12 protein-coding genes are annotated in these 16,241 nt (G+C 71.8%); 6 read left to right on the top strand and 6 right to left on the bottom strand.

The features are described 5' to 3' along the window. Positions 1-119 precede the first annotated feature (119 nt). From EDD34_RS02770 to EDD34_RS02755, 4 genes are all read right to left on the bottom strand, one after another. Complete coding sequence (locus tag EDD34_RS02770; RefSeq protein ID WP_123813211.1) at positions 120-1,553, bottom strand: NAD(P)/FAD-dependent oxidoreductase; 1,434 nt, start codon at positions 1,551-1,553, stop codon at positions 120-122. A gap of 92 nt (positions 1,554-1,645) precedes the next feature. Beyond that, complete coding sequence (locus tag EDD34_RS02765) at positions 1,646-2,725, bottom strand: Ppx/GppA phosphatase family protein (RefSeq protein ID WP_123813210.1); 1,080 nt, start codon at positions 2,723-2,725, stop codon at positions 1,646-1,648. A gap of 84 nt (positions 2,726-2,809) precedes the next feature. Next, the gene (locus tag EDD34_RS02760; protein WP_123813209.1) at positions 2,810-3,322 is read right to left on the bottom strand and encodes a DUF501 domain-containing protein; all 513 of its coding nucleotides are present in this window, start codon (positions 3,320-3,322) and stop codon (positions 2,810-2,812) included. Positions 3,323-3,490: 168 nt separating this feature from the next. Then, on the bottom strand, positions 3,491-3,883 hold the full coding sequence (locus tag EDD34_RS02755; RefSeq protein WP_123813208.1) for an FtsB family cell division protein: 393 nt from the start codon (positions 3,881-3,883) through the stop codon (positions 3,491-3,493). A 268-nt stretch (positions 3,884-4,151) separates the two neighbouring features. On the opposite strand from EDD34_RS02755, the gene EDD34_RS20575 reads away from it, so the two are divergent. Beyond that, positions 4,152-4,391, top strand: a complete 240-nt coding sequence (locus EDD34_RS20575) for a hypothetical protein (RefSeq protein WP_170176910.1) — start codon at positions 4,152-4,154, stop codon at positions 4,389-4,391. A 285-nt stretch (positions 4,392-4,676) separates the two neighbouring features. Here the strand turns inward: EDD34_RS20575 and eno are convergent, their stop codons facing one another. Further along, positions 4,677-5,957, bottom strand: a complete 1,281-nt coding sequence (gene eno, locus EDD34_RS02745; RefSeq protein ID WP_123813206.1) for a phosphopyruvate hydratase — start codon at positions 5,955-5,957, stop codon at positions 4,677-4,679. A 240-nt stretch (positions 5,958-6,197) separates the two neighbouring features. Between eno and EDD34_RS02740 the strand changes: the two genes are divergently transcribed. Next, positions 6,198-6,599, top strand: coding sequence for a PPOX class F420-dependent oxidoreductase (locus EDD34_RS02740; RefSeq protein ID WP_123813205.1), 402 nt, complete (start codon positions 6,198-6,200; stop codon positions 6,597-6,599). Between the two features lie 102 nt (positions 6,600-6,701). On the opposite strand, the gene EDD34_RS21020 is transcribed toward EDD34_RS02740, so the two are convergent. Beyond that, on the bottom strand, positions 6,702-7,556 hold the full coding sequence (locus tag EDD34_RS21020; RefSeq protein ID WP_246012154.1) for a MazG family protein: 855 nt from the start codon (positions 7,554-7,556) through the stop codon (positions 6,702-6,704). A 134-nt stretch (positions 7,557-7,690) separates the two neighbouring features. On the opposite strand from EDD34_RS21020, the gene EDD34_RS02730 reads away from it, so the two are divergent. The 4 genes from EDD34_RS02730 to EDD34_RS02715 all read left to right on the top strand — a co-directional run bounded on the left by EDD34_RS02730 (position 7,691) and on the right by EDD34_RS02715 (position 16,201). Continuing rightward, positions 7,691-9,223, top strand: a complete 1,533-nt coding sequence (locus EDD34_RS02730) for an ABC transporter permease (RefSeq protein ID WP_123813204.1) — start codon at positions 7,691-7,693, stop codon at positions 9,221-9,223. A 76-nt stretch (positions 9,224-9,299) separates the two neighbouring features. Beyond that, positions 9,300-9,977 carry an ABC transporter ATP-binding protein gene (locus EDD34_RS02725; protein WP_123813203.1) on the top strand — a complete coding sequence of 226 codons (678 nt, stop codon included), beginning with the start codon at positions 9,300-9,302 and terminating at the stop codon, positions 9,975-9,977. 386 nt (positions 9,978-10,363) lie between these two features. Then, on the top strand, positions 10,364-14,359 hold the full coding sequence (locus tag EDD34_RS02720) for an endo-1,4-beta-xylanase (protein WP_170176946.1): 3,996 nt from the start codon (positions 10,364-10,366) through the stop codon (positions 14,357-14,359). A 198-nt stretch (positions 14,360-14,557) separates the two neighbouring features. Further along, on the top strand, positions 14,558-16,201 hold the full coding sequence (locus EDD34_RS02715) for a peptide ABC transporter substrate-binding protein (RefSeq protein ID WP_123813201.1): 1,644 nt from the start codon (positions 14,558-14,560) through the stop codon (positions 16,199-16,201). Positions 16,202-16,241 lie beyond the last annotated feature (40 nt).

Below are 16,241 nucleotides of genomic sequence, written 5' to 3'. Positions count from 1 at the left end.
GTCACAGCAGAGAATAGCGGCGGACCAGGTGGCGGCCTTCCGCTCAGGCACGCTGAGCCACAACCACCACCTGGTCCGCGAACGATCACCGGTGCGCCCGCTCGACCGCCGGGCCCCTCCTACTTCCCGGCGGACGTCGTGGCCGTCTGCACGACCTTCTGCTTCTCCTTCGGCGGCACCGCCGCGGCGCGGAACTCGTTGCGCGGATCGTGCAGCGACCCGAGCGAGACCAGCTCACGGCCCATGAGGAACTGGCCCATCCAGCCGATGAGGATGCGGATCTTGCGGTTGCCGGTCGGCATCGCCATGACGTGGTAGCCGCGGTGGGCCAGCCACGCGAGCGGACCACGCAGCTTCAGCCAGCCGAACAGTTCCGCGACGCCCTTGTACAGGCCGAGCGACGCCACGACGCCGACGTTCTTGTGCTCGTAGTCCTTCGGCTCACCGCCCTTGTGCCGGGCGACGATGTTGTCGGCCAGACGCTTCGCCTGGCGGATCGCGTGCTGCGCGTTGGGCGGGCAGAAGGAACCCGGGTTGAGGACGTCGGGCACGGCGGCGCAGTCGCCCGCGGCCCACGCGCCCTCGACGATCTCCCCGTCCTCCGTCACGACCTGCAGGGTCGGGGTGACCGCCACCCGGCCCATCTTGTCGACGGGCAGGTCGGACGCCTCCTTGATGACCGGGTTCGCCCTGACGCCCGCGGTCCACACGACGGTGTCGGAGTCGAACTCGACGCCCGTGGAGGTCACCACGTGCCCACCCTCACAGGACGACAGGAACGTGTTGAGGTGGAACTCGATGCCACGCTTCTTCATCGTGTCGAGCGCGTAGAGGCTCATCGGCTCCGTGACCTCGGGCAGGATGCGGCCCGTGCCCTCGATCATGACGAAGCGCAGGTCCTCGGGCGAGATCGTGTCGTACTGACGGGTCGCGTACCGCGCCATGTCCTCGATCTCGGCGAGGGCCTCGATGCCCGCGAAACCGCCGCCGACGAACGTGAAGGTCAGCATCCGGGTCCGCAGCTCCGCGTCCCAGGTGGAGGACGCGACGTCGAGGCGGTTGATCACGTGGTTGCGGACCGCGATGGCCTCCTCCACGTTCTTGAAGCCGATGGCCGTCTCGGCGAGGCCCGGGATGGGCAGCGTGCGGGAGACGGAGCCGAGCCCGACCACGAGCTCGTCGTACGAGACCTCGTACGCGTCGCCCTCCTCGGGCGTGATCGTGACGTGCTTGCGACCGTGCTCGATCGCCGTGACCTTGCCCTGCAGCACGTCGATACCCTTGAGGGCACGACGGTGCGGCGCGACCACGTCGCGCGCGTCGATGGAGCCGGCGCCGGCCTCGGGCAGGAACGGCGCGTAGGTCATGTACGGCCGGGGATCGACGACGACGATCGCCGCCTCCCGCTTCTTCAGCTTCCTCCGCAGGCGACGCGCCACGTAGAGCCCGACGGACCCGCCGCCGAGCACCAGGATCCGCGGCACCTTGCGCGGACGGGGCGAGGTGGCCGCGGTCTGGGCATGGCTGACCGAGGTCAGGTCGTTCTGAGGCATGACTCTCAGACTACCGCGCCACGACTCGCGGACATCTCCGTGTCCACGGACTCTCACCGTGACACGCGCCACGGTGAGCCGGCGGTAACGCGTCAGGCAAGGGTCAGCGCGATTCCGTCCAGGATGTCGTGCTCGCTGGTGACCACGTCCGTGAGCGTCCCGCCTGCCGCCGCGACGTCCCGCGCGACCCGCTCGATCACCTCGGACCAGACCAGCGCGCCCGCGGCGATGACGTCGACCCGGCCCGGGTGCAGGAACCCCATCGCCGTGCGCTCCCGGCGCGAGGACGCCAGCAGCGCCTCGCACGATGCCAGGACGGTCCCGACCGGCAGCTCGGCACCGCTCACGCGGTCACGGTCGTACGCGGTCAGGCCCAGCGCGTGCGCGGTGACGGTGGTGATCGAACCGGCGAGCCCCACCAGCGTCCGGGCCTTGCCGAGCGGGACCGTCCGTGCCGCGTCGTCCAGGGCGGCCCGGACGTCGGCCCGCGCGGCGGCCACCTCGTCGGGCGCCGGGGGCGCATCCGCGGAAGGCGCACCCGTCGGCGGCGTCCCGACAACCGCCGCCGCGCCGCCAGTCGCCGCCGTCGCACCGGCCGGCGTCGTACCCGTCGTCGTCCCGCCTGCCGGAAGGGCTCCCGCAGCGGCGGCGGGCGGCGCGAGGTGACGCTCCGTCATCCGGACGGACCCCACGTCCATCGAGTGCGCGGCCTCGACGCGATCGGTCCCCAGGACCAGTTCCGTCGAGCCACCCCCCAGGTCCACCACGAGGTACGGCCCAGGATGCGTGCGGGCCACGGCGCTGGTCGCGCCCCGGAACGACAGAGCCGCCTCCTCGTCGCCGGAAATGACCTCGACGTCCGTACCGAGGATCTCCCGCACGCCGGAGAAGAACTCGTCCCGGTTGCGCGCGTCCCGCGTGGCCGACGTCGCCACGAACCGCACCTTCGTCGCCCCCAGCGACTCGATGGCCTCCGCGTACTGCCGCGTCGCCGCGAGGGTCCGCTCCAGGGCATCGGGATGCAGTTCTCCGGTGCGGTCGACGCCCTGCCCGAGCCGCACGATCTCCATGCGGCGGTCGAGCTCGGTCAGCGCTCCGGCATCGTCGATGTCCGCGACGAGCAGACGGATCGAGTTGGTGCCGCAGTCGATGGCGGCGACGCGGGATGTCATGGATCGGGCTCCTTCAGGGGGCACTCGGTGAGACGAGACGCGGCCGTGCGGGTCAGCGGGTGCGGCGGCCGGCGGGTGCGGCGGTCAGCAGGTGCAGCGGTCCGGGCGCCAGTCGTCGCGGGCGAGCGCCAGGGCCTCGTCGCCCAGCGGGTTCACTCCCGGGCCGGCGGCGAGGGCATGTGCCATGAGGGCGTGCAGGCACTTCACGCGCGTGGGCATGCCGCCCGCGGAGATCCCGTCGATCTCCTCGACGTGGCCGAGCTCCTCACGCCGCGCGATGTAGTGCTCGTGCGCCGCGCGGTAGCCCGCGGCCAGGTCGCCGTCCTCGCCCAACCGCACGTTCATCTCCTTCATCACGCCGTTCGCCTCGAGGCGCGACGCCGCCGCGACCGCACCCGGGTGCGACAGGTAGAAGGTGGTGGGGAACGGTGTCCCGTCCGGCAGGCGCGGCGCGGTGCGCGCGACGAGGGGCCGGCCGCACACGCAGCGCGCCGCGATCCCGACGACGCCACGCGGCACTCGCCCGAGCTGCTCCTGGAGCACGGCCAGGTCCTGCGGGTCGACGGTCTCGGGAGTCACAGCGGCTTTCTCACTCACCCGCCCATTCTCCCCCACCCGAGAGCGCCCCTGAGGCCGTCGCGGGGGTAGGGGCCGTCGACTGCTTGTCGGGCGGTCGGTCCGTTGTCGTTGCGGTCGGTCCCTCGAGGGGCCGACTCACCCGGCTTCGGGCCGACCGTCAGACAACCAGCCGACCGCATCAGCTCCTCATCCCGAGTCGGCGATGCGGAAGGAGTCCCAGAGCCGTGCGTACCAGGGGGTGGTCTCGCCCTGATCCTCGCGCGGGGTCTGCACGGGGCCCGGCTCCGGCTCCTCCTCCTGCACCGAGTCGGCGTCGAGCGTCCGCCACGGCGTGTCGCCCGGCATCACGAACCGCAACCGGGTCCTGGCCTGCTCGATCACGTACGAGCGGTCGTCCCACCTCGCCAGTTCGTTCTCCAGGCCGGCCTTCTGCTCCTGCTGCTCGGAAAGCTCCTGCCGCAACTCCGACAGCTGTGCCTGTTGCGCCACCACCGCCCGCACGGTCGGCAGCAGCAGCACGACCGCCAGCAGCACGACCACCGACAACACGAGCGCCCGCACCGTCAGGACCTCCGGCACCGCGAACCCGTACCGCGATCTCTTCCGCTCCGACCGCGTCGGCGGAGCCTTGCCGCCACCCGCCGGCACGCTCCCGGTCGCGGTGCGGCGCGGTCGGGGCTGCGGAGGCCGCTTGACGTTCCCCGGCCCGCGCTGCGGACTCCTCGTGCTGCCCGACGACGACCGCGGCCGCGCCCCGGAGGCACCGGCACTCCGCGCCGTGGCGGGCTTGGACGAAGCCGGCTTGGGCGACGCGGGCTTGGACGAAGCCGGCTTGGACGAAGCAGGCTTGGACGAAGCAGGCTTGCGAGCCGCGCCGGACTTCGATGGCGTGGAGTTCGAGCTCGGGGACTTCGCCCTGGCACCGTTTCCCGAGTTCGGACGGTCGCCCCGGGCCGCCGTCGTACCCGGATGGCTCTCGCCCCGGGCCGCCGTCGTGCCCGGGTCGTCGGACGGCTGCGGCCGGGCAGCCGGACGGCGCCGCCCCGGACCGGACGGTGACGCGGGGCGACGGGATGAGGGCACGTGACGATTGTGCCGACCCGGCCCACGGTGATCACGACATTTCGAACGGCGCGCCGCCGACCATGCCCTGTCAGATCTGCTGACGACCGTTCGACAGGGCCGCACCACCACTTTCGGACCCGCCACAGTGGGTTCAGGACCCTACTGAACACCACTCAGGCCGCCGCATCTTCGGGAGCAGCACCGTGCCCGGAGAGAACTTGGGCGTTGATGGAAGTGTTTCCATCAACGCCCAGGTCGTTCTCAGCGCCCGGCCCGGCGGATCGGCCGGGTCGTCGCGTACTGCGGTTCAGCCCTGGAAGCGGGGGAACGCCGTGCGGCCGGCGTAGACACCGGCGTCGTCCAGGGCGTCCTCGATGCGCAGGAGCTGGTTGTACTTGTTGATGCGCTCGCCGCGCGCCGGGGCACCGGTCTTGATCTGGCCGGCGTTGGTGGCCACGGACAGGTCCGCGATGGTGGTGTCCTCGGTCTCGCCGGAGCGGTGCGAGGTCATCGTGGTGAAGCCGTTGCGCTGGGCCAGCGTGACGGCGTCGAGCGTCTCGGTCAGCGTGCCGATCTGGTTGAGCTTGACCAGCAGCGAGTTCGCCGACTTCTCCGCGATGCCGCGGGCCAGGCGCTCCGGGTTGGTGACGAACAGGTCGTCGCCCACGATCTGCACCTTGTCGCCCACCGACTGCATGAGCGCCGCCCAGGCGCCCCACTCGTCCTCGCTCAGCGGGTCCTCGATGGACACCAGCGGGTAGTCGGACACGAGCTGCGCGTAGTAGTCGACCATCTCCTCCGTCGACTTCTTGCCGCCCTCGAAGGCGTACGAGCCCTCGGAGAAGAACTCCGTGGACGCGACGTCGAGCGCGAGCGCCACGTCGGTTCCCGCCGTGTAGCCGGCCTTCTCGATCGCGACGAGGATCAGGTCCAGCGCCTCGCGGTTGCTCGCGAGGTTCGGCGCGAAGCCACCCTCGTCGCCGAGCCCGGTCGCCAGGCCCTTCTCCTTCAGCACGGCCTTCAGCGCGTGGTACACCTCGGCACCGGTGCGCACCGCCTCCTTGAAGGTCGGGGCGCCGATCGGCGCGATCATGAACTCCTGGATGTCGACGTTCGAGTCGGCGTGCGACCCGCCGTTCAGGATGTTCATCATCGGAACGGGCAGCACGTGCGCGTTCGGACCGCCCACGTAGCGGAACAGGTCCAGGCCGGACGACTTGGCCGCGGCCTTCGCGACCGCGAGCGACACGCCGAGCACCGCGTTGGCACCGAGGTTGCCCTTGTTCGGGGTGCCGTCCAGCTCCAGCATCGTCGCGTCGACGATGCGCTGCTCCTCGGCGTCGTACCCGATCAGTTCGGGGGCGATCTGGTCGTTCACCGCGGCGACGGCCTGCTCGGTGCCCTTGCCCAGGTAGCGGCTCTTGTCACCGTCACGCTTCTCGACGGCTTCGAACGCGCCCGTCGACGCGCCCGACGGCACACCGGCGCGGGCGTACGTCCCGTCGTCCAGGACGATCTCGACCTCGACGGTCGGGTTGCCGCGCGAGTCCAGGATCTCGCGTGCTCCAACGGCTTCAATGCTAGCCACGGATTCTCCTCGATCAGGTTGTTGCTCGGAGGTTACGGCCCCCAGCCTATTGCCATGCCCGGCCCCTCGTGATCCCTTCGACCGACCAGCGGACATGCGCCACGTCGTGGCCGTCGCCCGTGTCACGTGGCCGGCCGTTCGGGGCCCGCCTCCGCCAGGTCCGACCGACCGGGGGACATCTGGCCGATCGCATCCGGGCCGGCGCCGATGAGTCCGGCGTCGCCACGTCGTCCACCCCGCATGACGATCCATAGCCTCGCCCGTGAGCTCGTCGCGGGCACGAACATCGGACACCTCGCCACCCTGTCCCCGGACGGTTCGCCCCACAGCGTCCCGTTGTGGGTCGACTGGGAGGGTGACCGCCTCCTTTTCCTCACCGGCCCGGACAGCCGCAAGGCACGCAACCTCGCGGCGGACCCGCGCGTCGCTCTCTCCCTGCTCGACTCCGCCACGCCCCTGCGCAGCGCCTGGTTGCGCGGGCGCGTGGTCCGGGTGGTCGACGGGGAGGAGGGCTGGGCGCTCGTCGACCGGCTCTCGGCGAAGTTCACCGGCGGGCCGTACCCGCGCGAAGCGGGTCCGCGGAACGCCTACCTGGTCGACGTCGCCGCGTCGGGCGGGGAGGACTTCACGGACGCCATGTAGATGTCCGCCCCTCGCCGGCCCGCCCACGCCCGCTCGGGTGCCGCCCGGCCGCGGTGCGGGCGACCTGGCCTCGCCGGTCCTGCCGAGCGCGCCCGCCCCCGCTCAGTCGCGCCCGGTCGCGGACTCCTCGGCACGCACCTGTGCCTCCAGCGCGCGGCTGACGGCGCGCAGCGCCTGCTCGGCGTCGACGCCGTCGGCCTCCGCCCGCCGCACGACGTCGAGCAGCTCGACGCCGTAACGCCCCGCGAGCGCGTCCGACGCCGGCGCGTCCCGCTCCGTCCGGGACACCGCCTCTTCCGCGGCCGGTCGAGCGCCGCTCCCGTCATCGCTCGACACCTGGCCCCCTGACAGCCGGTGATCCGACAGCCCGGTGCCCGACGTCGCGGCGTCCGACGTCCCGCCGTCCGACCGCGCACCGCCCGACGGCCCGGCGTCCGACAGCCCGGCGTCCGACAGCCCGGCGTCCGGCAGCACGCCGTCGAAGAGCTCGGCGAACCCCGCCTTCGTCGCACGCGACACCACCTGCTGGGCACGGGCGAGCGCGCCCTGCGCGAGCGGGATTCCCTCCAGGACCGACGCGCGCCGCTTCTCCGCCCGCTTGGCGTCCTCCCAGCCCATGAGCACGTCGTCGACAGAACGGTCCTCGCCGTCCGGGGCGAAGACGTGCGGGTGGCGTCGCACGAGCTTGTCCGCGAGGTCGCGGGCGACGTCGTCCACGGTGAACGGCTCCGGCTCGTCGGTGGCGATCCGTGCGTGGAACAGCACCTGCAGGAGCACGTCGCCGAGTTCCTCGCGCATGTGCTCACGGTCACCGGACTCGATGGCCTCGGCCAGCTCGTGCGCCTCCTCCAGGAGGTACGGCACGAGCGAGGTGTGCGTCTGCTTCCGGTCCCACGGGCACCCGCCCGGCGAGTAGAGACGATCCATGACCCCGACAGCACGGCGCAGCTCATCCATGCGTTGATGGTCCCATGCTGCCCGGGCGTCGGGGGTCTCGCCGTCCGGGCGGCGAGGGCACGTCGCGGCACCGCATAGCGCGATCACAGCACCGCGGCAGGGCCGGCCCAGCGACGACGGCAAGCCTCGGCGTCATGTTTCTCACCTACCTGCGCAGGGAACTGCGCAACAGACGCAAGCAGACCGCCGTGGTCGCGATCGGGCTGGCCCTCGCCATCGCGCTGGTCATGGTGGTCTCGTCGGTGTCCGCGGGGGTACGGGACGCACAGGCCGACGTGCTGGAATCGGTCTACGGCGTCGGCACCGACATCACCGTCACGCAGACCGCGGAACCCGGCGAGGGCGGAGGGTTCGGGCCCGGCCGCTTCGACTTCGACGCCGGGGACGGCGAGGCCACCGAGGACGGCACCCGGGAGATCGCGCAGGAGCAACTGCGCACGAGCCCCGGGACGACGGCCTTCGACACCTCCGCCCTCGACACCGTCTCGGACCTCGACGACGTCACCGGCGCGGCCGCCACGCTGGAGCTTTCCAGCACGAGCTTCTCGGGTGAGATGCCGGACTTCGGCCAGCTCGGTGAGGGCGGAGAGCCGGGCGCGGCTCCGGGCCAGGGCGGTACGGGCGCCGAGGGCGACGGTCAGGGCGGGCCGTCGTCGTTCGAGATCGACCAGCAGACGGTCACCGGGATCGATCCGGCGGCGGCCGCCGTCGGCCCCCTGACCACCACCGAGGTCGCTGACGGCCGCACCTTCGAGGCCTCCGACACCGGCCGGGACGTCGCCGTGCTCGACGCCGTGTACGCGGAGCAGGAGGAGATCGAGGTCGGCGACACGGTCACCGTCGGCGGCTCCGACCTCGAGGTGATCGGCACCGTGGCGTCGACCACCGGCGAGGGCGTGGAGACGGCGGCCAACCTCTACCTCCCGATCGACGTGGCGGCCTCGCTCGCGGACCTCGACGGTCAGGTCACCACGCTGTACGTGCGGGTCGACTCGTCGTCGAACGTCGACGCCGTCTCCGAGGCGATCGCCGGGGCGCTGCCCGACGCCACGGTGTCCACCCAGGCCGACCTCGCCGACGGCGTGTCCGGTTCGCTCTCCACCGCGTCGTCGCTGGTCTCGACGCTGGGCACCTGGCTCTCGGCGATCGTCCTGATCGCCGCGTTCGGCCTCGCGATCCTGTTCACCGTGTCCGGCGTGAACCGCCGCACGCGGGAGCTCGGCACGCTCAAGGCGCTCGGCTGGTCGCAGCGGCGCGTGGTGGGCCAGATCGCGGGCGAGTCCGTGGCACAGGGGCTGATCGGGGGCCTCGCCGGTGTGGCGCTCGGCGGCCTCGCGGTCCTCGCCGTGAACCTCTCCGGGATCACGCTGAGCGGCTCCACCGGCGCGGAGGTCGCCTTCGGCGGCAGCGGCGGTCCCCAGAGGGGGCAGGCGCTGCGGGACGGAGCGGGCGAGGTCGCGGGCGGCGGTCCGGCCGTTTTCGGCGGTGGCGACGGTGGCGGACTCGCCGGGACGGTGTCCGACGTCGTCCTGCAGGCGCCCGTGTCCCTGTGGATCGTCGCCGCCGCGGTGGGCCTGGCGGTGCTGGGCGGGCTCGTGGCGGGCGTCGTCGGCGGGCAGCGCGCGGCACGCCTGCGGCCGGCCGAGGCGTTCCGCTCGCTCGCGTGATTCCGGTCGGACCGGCCCCACGCGGCAGGTACCCGCGGTCCGCACCGCGTCGTCGTACAACGAGAGAAGGCATGTCATGTACCAGATCGAGAAGTTGACCAAGACCTACACCCAGGGGAAGCGGACCGTGCACGCGCTGCGCGACGTGTCCCTGCGGATCGAGGACGGCGAACTGCTGTCCGTCCAGGGTCCGACCGGAGGCGGGAAGTCCACGCTGCTCCAGGCACTGGGCGGGCTGGACCGGCCGACGTCGGGCAGCGTGATGCTGGACGGCGAGGACCTGGCCACGATGAACGACGCCGGGCTGACCACGGTCCGCGCCGAGACCGTCGGGTTCGTGTTCCAGAACTTCAATCTCGTCCCGACGCTGACGGCGCGGGAGAACGTCGAGACGGCGCTCGTGCCCGCGGGTGTGGCGACGGCGGAGCGGGCGCGGCGGGCGGTGGGCGCACTGGAGTCGGTGGGGCTCGGGGAACGGGCGGACCACCTGCCGGGTGAGCTGTCGGGCGGGCAGCAGCAACGCGTGGCGATCGCGCGGGCGCTGGTGAAGAACCCGACCGTGCTGCTGGCCGACGAGCCCACGGGGAATCTCGACGAGGACACTCGCGACGAGATCATCGACCTGCTGGAGGGCCTGTGGAAGGAGCAGGGCCTGACACTGATCCTGGTCACGCACGACTCGGCGGTGTCCCGGCGCACGCCTCGCCGCATCCGCATCGCGAAGGGCAGGGTCCAGGACCTGACCGCGACCTGACCGAACCGCTCCGCGGATCCCGCCGACCACGTGCCGACCACGTCATTTCGCGCGACCACGCCATTTCGCCTGATGGTTACGCTCCCACGAGGCGAAATGGCGTGGTCGCGCGAAATGGCGTGGTCGTGACTGGCCTCCGCCTGCCGGGTGTGGCTACCATCACGCCCAAAGCACCCGGACCGCGCAAGGGAGCGCCTCTGATGTTCGATCGAAATCGTTTCCCATCTCGAAATCGTTTCACACACCCACCGAGCCCCGACACGACAGCACCCACTCCAGCCCCCCGCCGCAGCGCCCGAACCGCCACCGCCGCCGCCACGGCCGCGGCCCTCGCCCTCACGGGCGCCGGCGTCGCAACCGTCGCCCTGACCGGACCGGCCGCCGCCGTGCCGGTCACGATCACGGAGGCCGACTTCACCGACGGCACCACCGGCGCCTGGACCGCGTCCGGGAGCACGACGCCCGAAGTGGTCCCCGACCCCGACGACGCCGCCAACAACGTCCTGTCCATCACGCGCGCCGCCGACTACGAGGGCATCCAGTCCCCCACCGGCATCTTCGAGGCGGGCGCCACCTACGACTTCTCGATGCGCGCCCGCATCGCCCCCGCCGCCGACGGCGAGACGCACCCGGCCTCCACCGGCATCCGCTTCGTCATGAAGCCGGACTACGACTGGATCGGCAACACCACCATCACCTCCGAGTGGACCACCGTGACCGGTTCGTTCACCGCGGCGGCGGACGCCGACCCCACCGCCCTGCAGGCCTACCTCGGCTCCGACGACCAGGAGGGGCCGTACACGATCATGGTGGACGACATCCTCGTGACCAGTGAGGACGGCGGCACCGACCCGGGCACCGCCCCCGGCGGCGCGATCAGCCCGGTGGCCACGCCGGCCTACCTCGCGGACGGCACGGGCGACGTCTCCGCCCTCACGTTCGACGACGGCCCCGACCCGGGCACCACCCCCGCGCTGCTCGACTTCCTCGCCGAGCGGGACATCACGGCGACGTTCTGCGTGATCGGCCAGAACATCCAGGCCGACGGCGGCGCCGAGCTCCTGCGCCGGATCGTGGACGAGGGCCACGTGCTGTGCAACCACTCGACCGGCTACGCCGACATGGGCGGCTGGTCCGCCGACGAGGTCCGCGCGGACATGGTCGCGAACCTGCGGATCATCCGGCAGGCGCTCGGGAACCCGAACCAGAAGGTCCCGTTCTGGCGGGCGCCGAACGGTTCCTGGGGCGTGACGCCCGAGGTCGCCGTCGAGCTCGGCATGCAGCCGCTGGACGTGCGCAACACGATCGCGGACTGGGAGACCCAGGACGAGACCACCCTCACCGAGAACCTGCGGGCCGCGATGGTCCCCGGCGAGATCGTGCTCGCGCACGACGGCGGCGGTGACCGCTCCGGCACGCTCGCCGCGGTCCGGACCGTGGTGACCGAACGCCTCGCCGACGGCTGGGAGTTCGTGCTGCCGCAGGGCACGCCCCCGGCGTCGGGCACGGTGCTGGCCACCGGTTTCGAGGACGGCACGCTCGACGGCTGGGGGCCGCGCAACGGCGCGGACGACAGCGGCTTCAGCGTCGCGGTCACCGACACCTACGCCCACGAGTCCACCTACTCGGCCGGGATCACCGGCCGTGAGAGCACGGGCGACGGCATCGGCCTCGACGTGACCGAGGCGCTCCGGGCCGGCGTCGTGTACGACGTGTCGGCCTGGGTCCGCTTCGCCGACGGCGCCACGCCGGGCGACGTCTGGCTCAGCCTCGCGCACACGTCGGGCGGGGAGACGACCTACGACACCGTGGCGCAGTTCGACGGCATGTCGAGCACCTCGTGGCAGCAGGTCACCGCGAGCTTCACGATGCCGGCCGCCGACGACGCGCTGCTCTACCTCGAGACCGACTACAACGGCGAGAACCTCAGCGACTGGTACATCGACGACATCGAGATCTCGGTCCCGGAGCCGCCGGTCGTCGAGGACCTCACGCCGATCCACGAGACCGCGGACTTCCCGGTGGGCGTCGCGATCGACTCGCGCGAGACCACCGGCCCGGCCGCGGAGCTCACCACGCGCCACTTCGACCAGATCACGGCCGAGAACCACATGAAGCCCGAGGCCTGGTACGACGACGAAGGGAACTTCCGCCGGCACGCCGAGACCACGGCCCTCATGGACTTCGCCGCGGCGAACGACCTGCGCGTCTACGGGCACGTGCTGGTGTGGCACAGCCAGACGCCGGACCGGTTCTTCCAGGACGACGCCGGTGACCCGCTGCCCGCGGACGCCGCCGGCCGGGAGATCCTGCGCGAGCGCCTGCGGACGCACATCTTCGCGGTCGCGGAGAACCTCGCGGCGGACTACGGGCCGTTCGGCTCCGACACGAACCCGCTGGTCGCCTGGGACGTGGTGAACGAGGTCATCTCGGACAGCGGTGAGCACGACGACGGCATGCGCCGCTCGGAGTGGTATCGCGTGCTCGGCGAGGAGTTCGTCGACCTCGCGTTCCGGTACGCGGACGAGGCGTTCAACGAGACGTACGCCGCCACGCCGTCGGACACGGTCCCGGAACGCCCGGTGACGCTGTTCATCAACGACTACAACACCGAGCAGTCCGGCAAGCAGGACCGGTACCTCGCGCTCACGGAGCGGCTGCTGGAGCGCGGCGCGCCGGTGGACGGCGTCGGTCACCAGTTCCACGTGAACCTGTCGATGCCGGTCAGCGCGCTGGAGACCGCTCTGGACCGCTTCTCCGGGCTGCCGGTGACGCAGGCCGTCACCGAGCTGGACGTGACCACCGGTACGCCGGTCACGCAGGCCGCCCTCATCGAGCAGGGCTACTACTACCGCGACGCGTTCCGCGCCTTCCGGGAGCGCTCCGCGGACATGTACAGCGCCACGGTGTGGGGGCTGACGGACGGCCGCTCGTGGCGGGTCGACAACGGCGCGCCGCTCGTGTTCGACGACGCCTACCAGGCCAAGCCCGCCTACCACGGCGTCGTCGACGGCGAGCTGCCCGCCACGCTCCGCACGGCGGACGTGTTCGCGGGCGACGTCCCGCTCGACGACGGCGCGACGGGGTCCCTGGAGTGGGACAAGCTCCCGCCGCACACCTTCGCCGCCGCCGACGGCAACGCCGGGTTCCAGCTCCGCTGGGCACCGGACCACCTCACCACGTACGTGTCGGTGGACGACGCCACGCCGTCGGGCGACGCGGTGTCCCTCACGCTGGGCGACGCGAGCTACACGGTGGCTCGTGACGGTTCCGGCGACGCGGACGCCGTCGTGTCCGAACGCGACGGCGGGTACGACGTCGTCGTCCACCTGCCGCTGGAGGCCGCGGCCGAGGGCGACACGCTCGGGCTCGACGTGCGGGTGTCCGACGGCGGCGAGGACGCCGGCGCGTGGAACTCGCCCGGTGCGCTCGGCACGCTGACGCTCGTCGAGGAGCTCTCCTACACCGAGATCCCCGGCGCGGCGACCGCCCCGGTGGTCGACGGCGAGGCCGACGCCGCGTACGAGGCCGCCGAGCCGGTGGTCACCACCAAGGCGGTCGAGGGTGAGGCGGGCGCGGAGGCGACCGTGTCGGCCACCTGGCACGGCAGCACGCTGTACGTGCTGGCCGACGTCGCCGACCCGACGATCGACGTGGCCGGCTCGGACCCGTGGATCCAGGACTCGGTGGAGTTGTACGTCGACGCGGGCAACGCGAAGAACGGTGGCTACCGCGCCGACGACACGCAGATCCGGATCTCGGCCGAGAACGTGGTGTCGTTCGGCACGGGTGACGAGGCCGACCAGGCCGCGCGGCTGACGTCGGCCGTGCGGCAGACGGACGGCGGGTACACCGTCGAGGCCGCGATCGACCTGCTGGAGTACGGCGGGCTCGGCACGTTCCACGGCCTGGACTTCCAGGTGAACGACGCCAGTGACGGCGCCCGCACGGCGATCCGCAACTGGGCCGACCCGACCGGGGCCGGCTACCAGTCCACGGCCCACTGGGGCGTGGGACGGCTCGTCGACGCGCCGGGGATCCGGAACACGGTGCCGCCGGAGATCACCGGGAAGGCGCGCCCGGGCCGGACGCTCACGGCCGACCCCGGTGAATGGTCCGTCGACGACGTCACGCTCCGCTACCAGTGGCTGCGCGACGGGGAGCCGATCCACCGGTCGCACGGGAAGCCCACCGGAACGGGGCCGACCTACCGGGTCGGCCCGTGGGACGCCGGGCACGAGCTCGCCGTGGAGGTCACCGCCGAGGCCGAGGGCTACGAGCCGGTGGCCGCCACCTCGGAGCCGGTCACCGTCCGGCACGGGAACCCCTGGCAGTGGACCTGGAACTGGCTCCTGCCCTTCTGGCAGTGGCCCTGGCGCTGACGCCGCCGAATCCTGATCCGCCGAGGTGGCGGGCCGCGTCGTCGCCCCGCCACCTCGGCATCGCACCACCGGCCGAGGCAGCGGGACGCTCACGCGGACCGCTGCCTCGGCTTCGCGCTGCGTGGGCTGCCTGCCCGAGCTGGGACCGTTACCCAGCTTTTACTTGCATGAGTGAGCACTCATGCCAAAGTTACCCTTATGGCGCAGATCACCACCAGGATCACCGCGACCGTCGGCGTGGCCGCCGTCGCACTCACGCTCACCGCGTGCAGCCCGAGCGACACCGGAGGCGGTGGCGACGACGGGCAGGTCACCCTGGAGACCTGGATCAGCCAGGACATGGAGACCCTGCTCCCCGGCGACGCCGGCAGCTACGACAACATCAGCGTGCTCGACGTCGTCTACGACGGCCTGGTCCGGTACGACCCGGAGACCACCGAGCCCTACAACTACGTGGCCGAGTCCATCGAGCCCGACGACGAGAACACCGTCTGGACCATCACCATCAAGCCGGACCTGACGTTCCAGAACGGCGAGCCCGTCGACGCCGAGGCGTTCGCCCGTTCCTGGAACCACACGGCCGACGGCGACAACGGCCTGTACTCGAACTACTTCTTCAGCATCATCGAGGGCTACGACGACATGCAGCCCACCACGGACGACGACGGCAACATCACCGCCGAGGGCGCCGCGGACGAGCTGTCGGGACTGGAGGTCGTCGACGAGCTGACGCTCGAGGTCACCCTCGGTGCGCCGTTCGCCGGGTTCGCCACGATGCTCGGATACACCGGCTTCTTCCCGATCGCCGAGGAGTGCCTGGACGACGTCGCGGCGTGCGCCACGCAGCCCATCGGGAACGGCCCCTTCCAGGTGACCGACTGGCAGCAGAGCCAGGAGCTGACCGCCGAGAAGTGGGCGGACTACCCGCTGGACGAGACGCCGGACTACGACGCGATCCGCTGGACCGAGTACGCCACGGGCGAGACCTCCGGCTGGGCCGACTTCACGGCCGGCGACCTCGACCTCTCGTTCCCGCCGACGGCCGAGGTCGAGGCCGCGCGGAACGACCCCGAGCTCTCCGGGCGCTACGTCGAGCGCCCCGGCTCCGCGCTGACGTACCTCGGTTTCTCCGGCTACACCGACGGCCCCTGGGACGACATCGAGTTCCGCAAGGCCATCTCGATGGCGATCGACCGCGAGGGCATCATCGCGTCGCTCGGCAGCGGCCAGGCGACCCCCGCGGACTCCTGGGTGGTCCCGGGCGGCGTGCCCGGCGGCGAGGCCGGCACCTGCGAGTGGTGCGCCTTCGACCCGGAGGCCGCCCGGGCGGCGCTCGACGAGGCCGGCGGCTGGCCCGAGGGTGAGAAGCTGCGGATCAGCCTGGGCGACGACGAGGCCGAGGTGGAGTACTTCACGGCGATCGGCAACTCCGTCGAGGAGGTGCTGGGCATCCCGTACGAGCTCGACATCGACCCGGACTACTTCACCACCCGGGCGGAGCAGGGCTACGACGGCATGTTCCGGAACAACTGGTTCCCCGACTACCCGCTGAACGAGAACTACCTCAGCTTCTACGCCTCCGGGGAGCCCGGCGCCGGGCACTGGGGCTGGTACAGCGAGGAGTTCGAGGCCAAGCTGGACGAGGCCGCCGCGGCGTCGTCGCTCGACGAGTCCGTGGCCCTCTACCAGGAGGCCGAGGGCATCCTGGCCGAGGAGTTCCCGACCATCCCGTTCCGCTGGAGCTTCAGCGCCACCTACTACAGCGAGCGCCTGGACAACGTGATCCTCAACCCGTTCTCGGGTGCGCCGATCCTGCGCGAGATCGAGGTCTCGGCAGGCTGAACCGTCCGCACCCGATGACCCGCGCGGTTGGCGCCGCCGT

The organism is Myceligenerans xiligouense, from assembly GCF_003814695.1.
Lineage (GTDB): Bacteria > Actinomycetota > Actinomycetes > Actinomycetales > Cellulomonadaceae > Myceligenerans > Myceligenerans xiligouense.
Note: the sequence above shows the minus strand (reverse complement) of the source record. Positions and strands in the feature narration are given on the sequence as shown.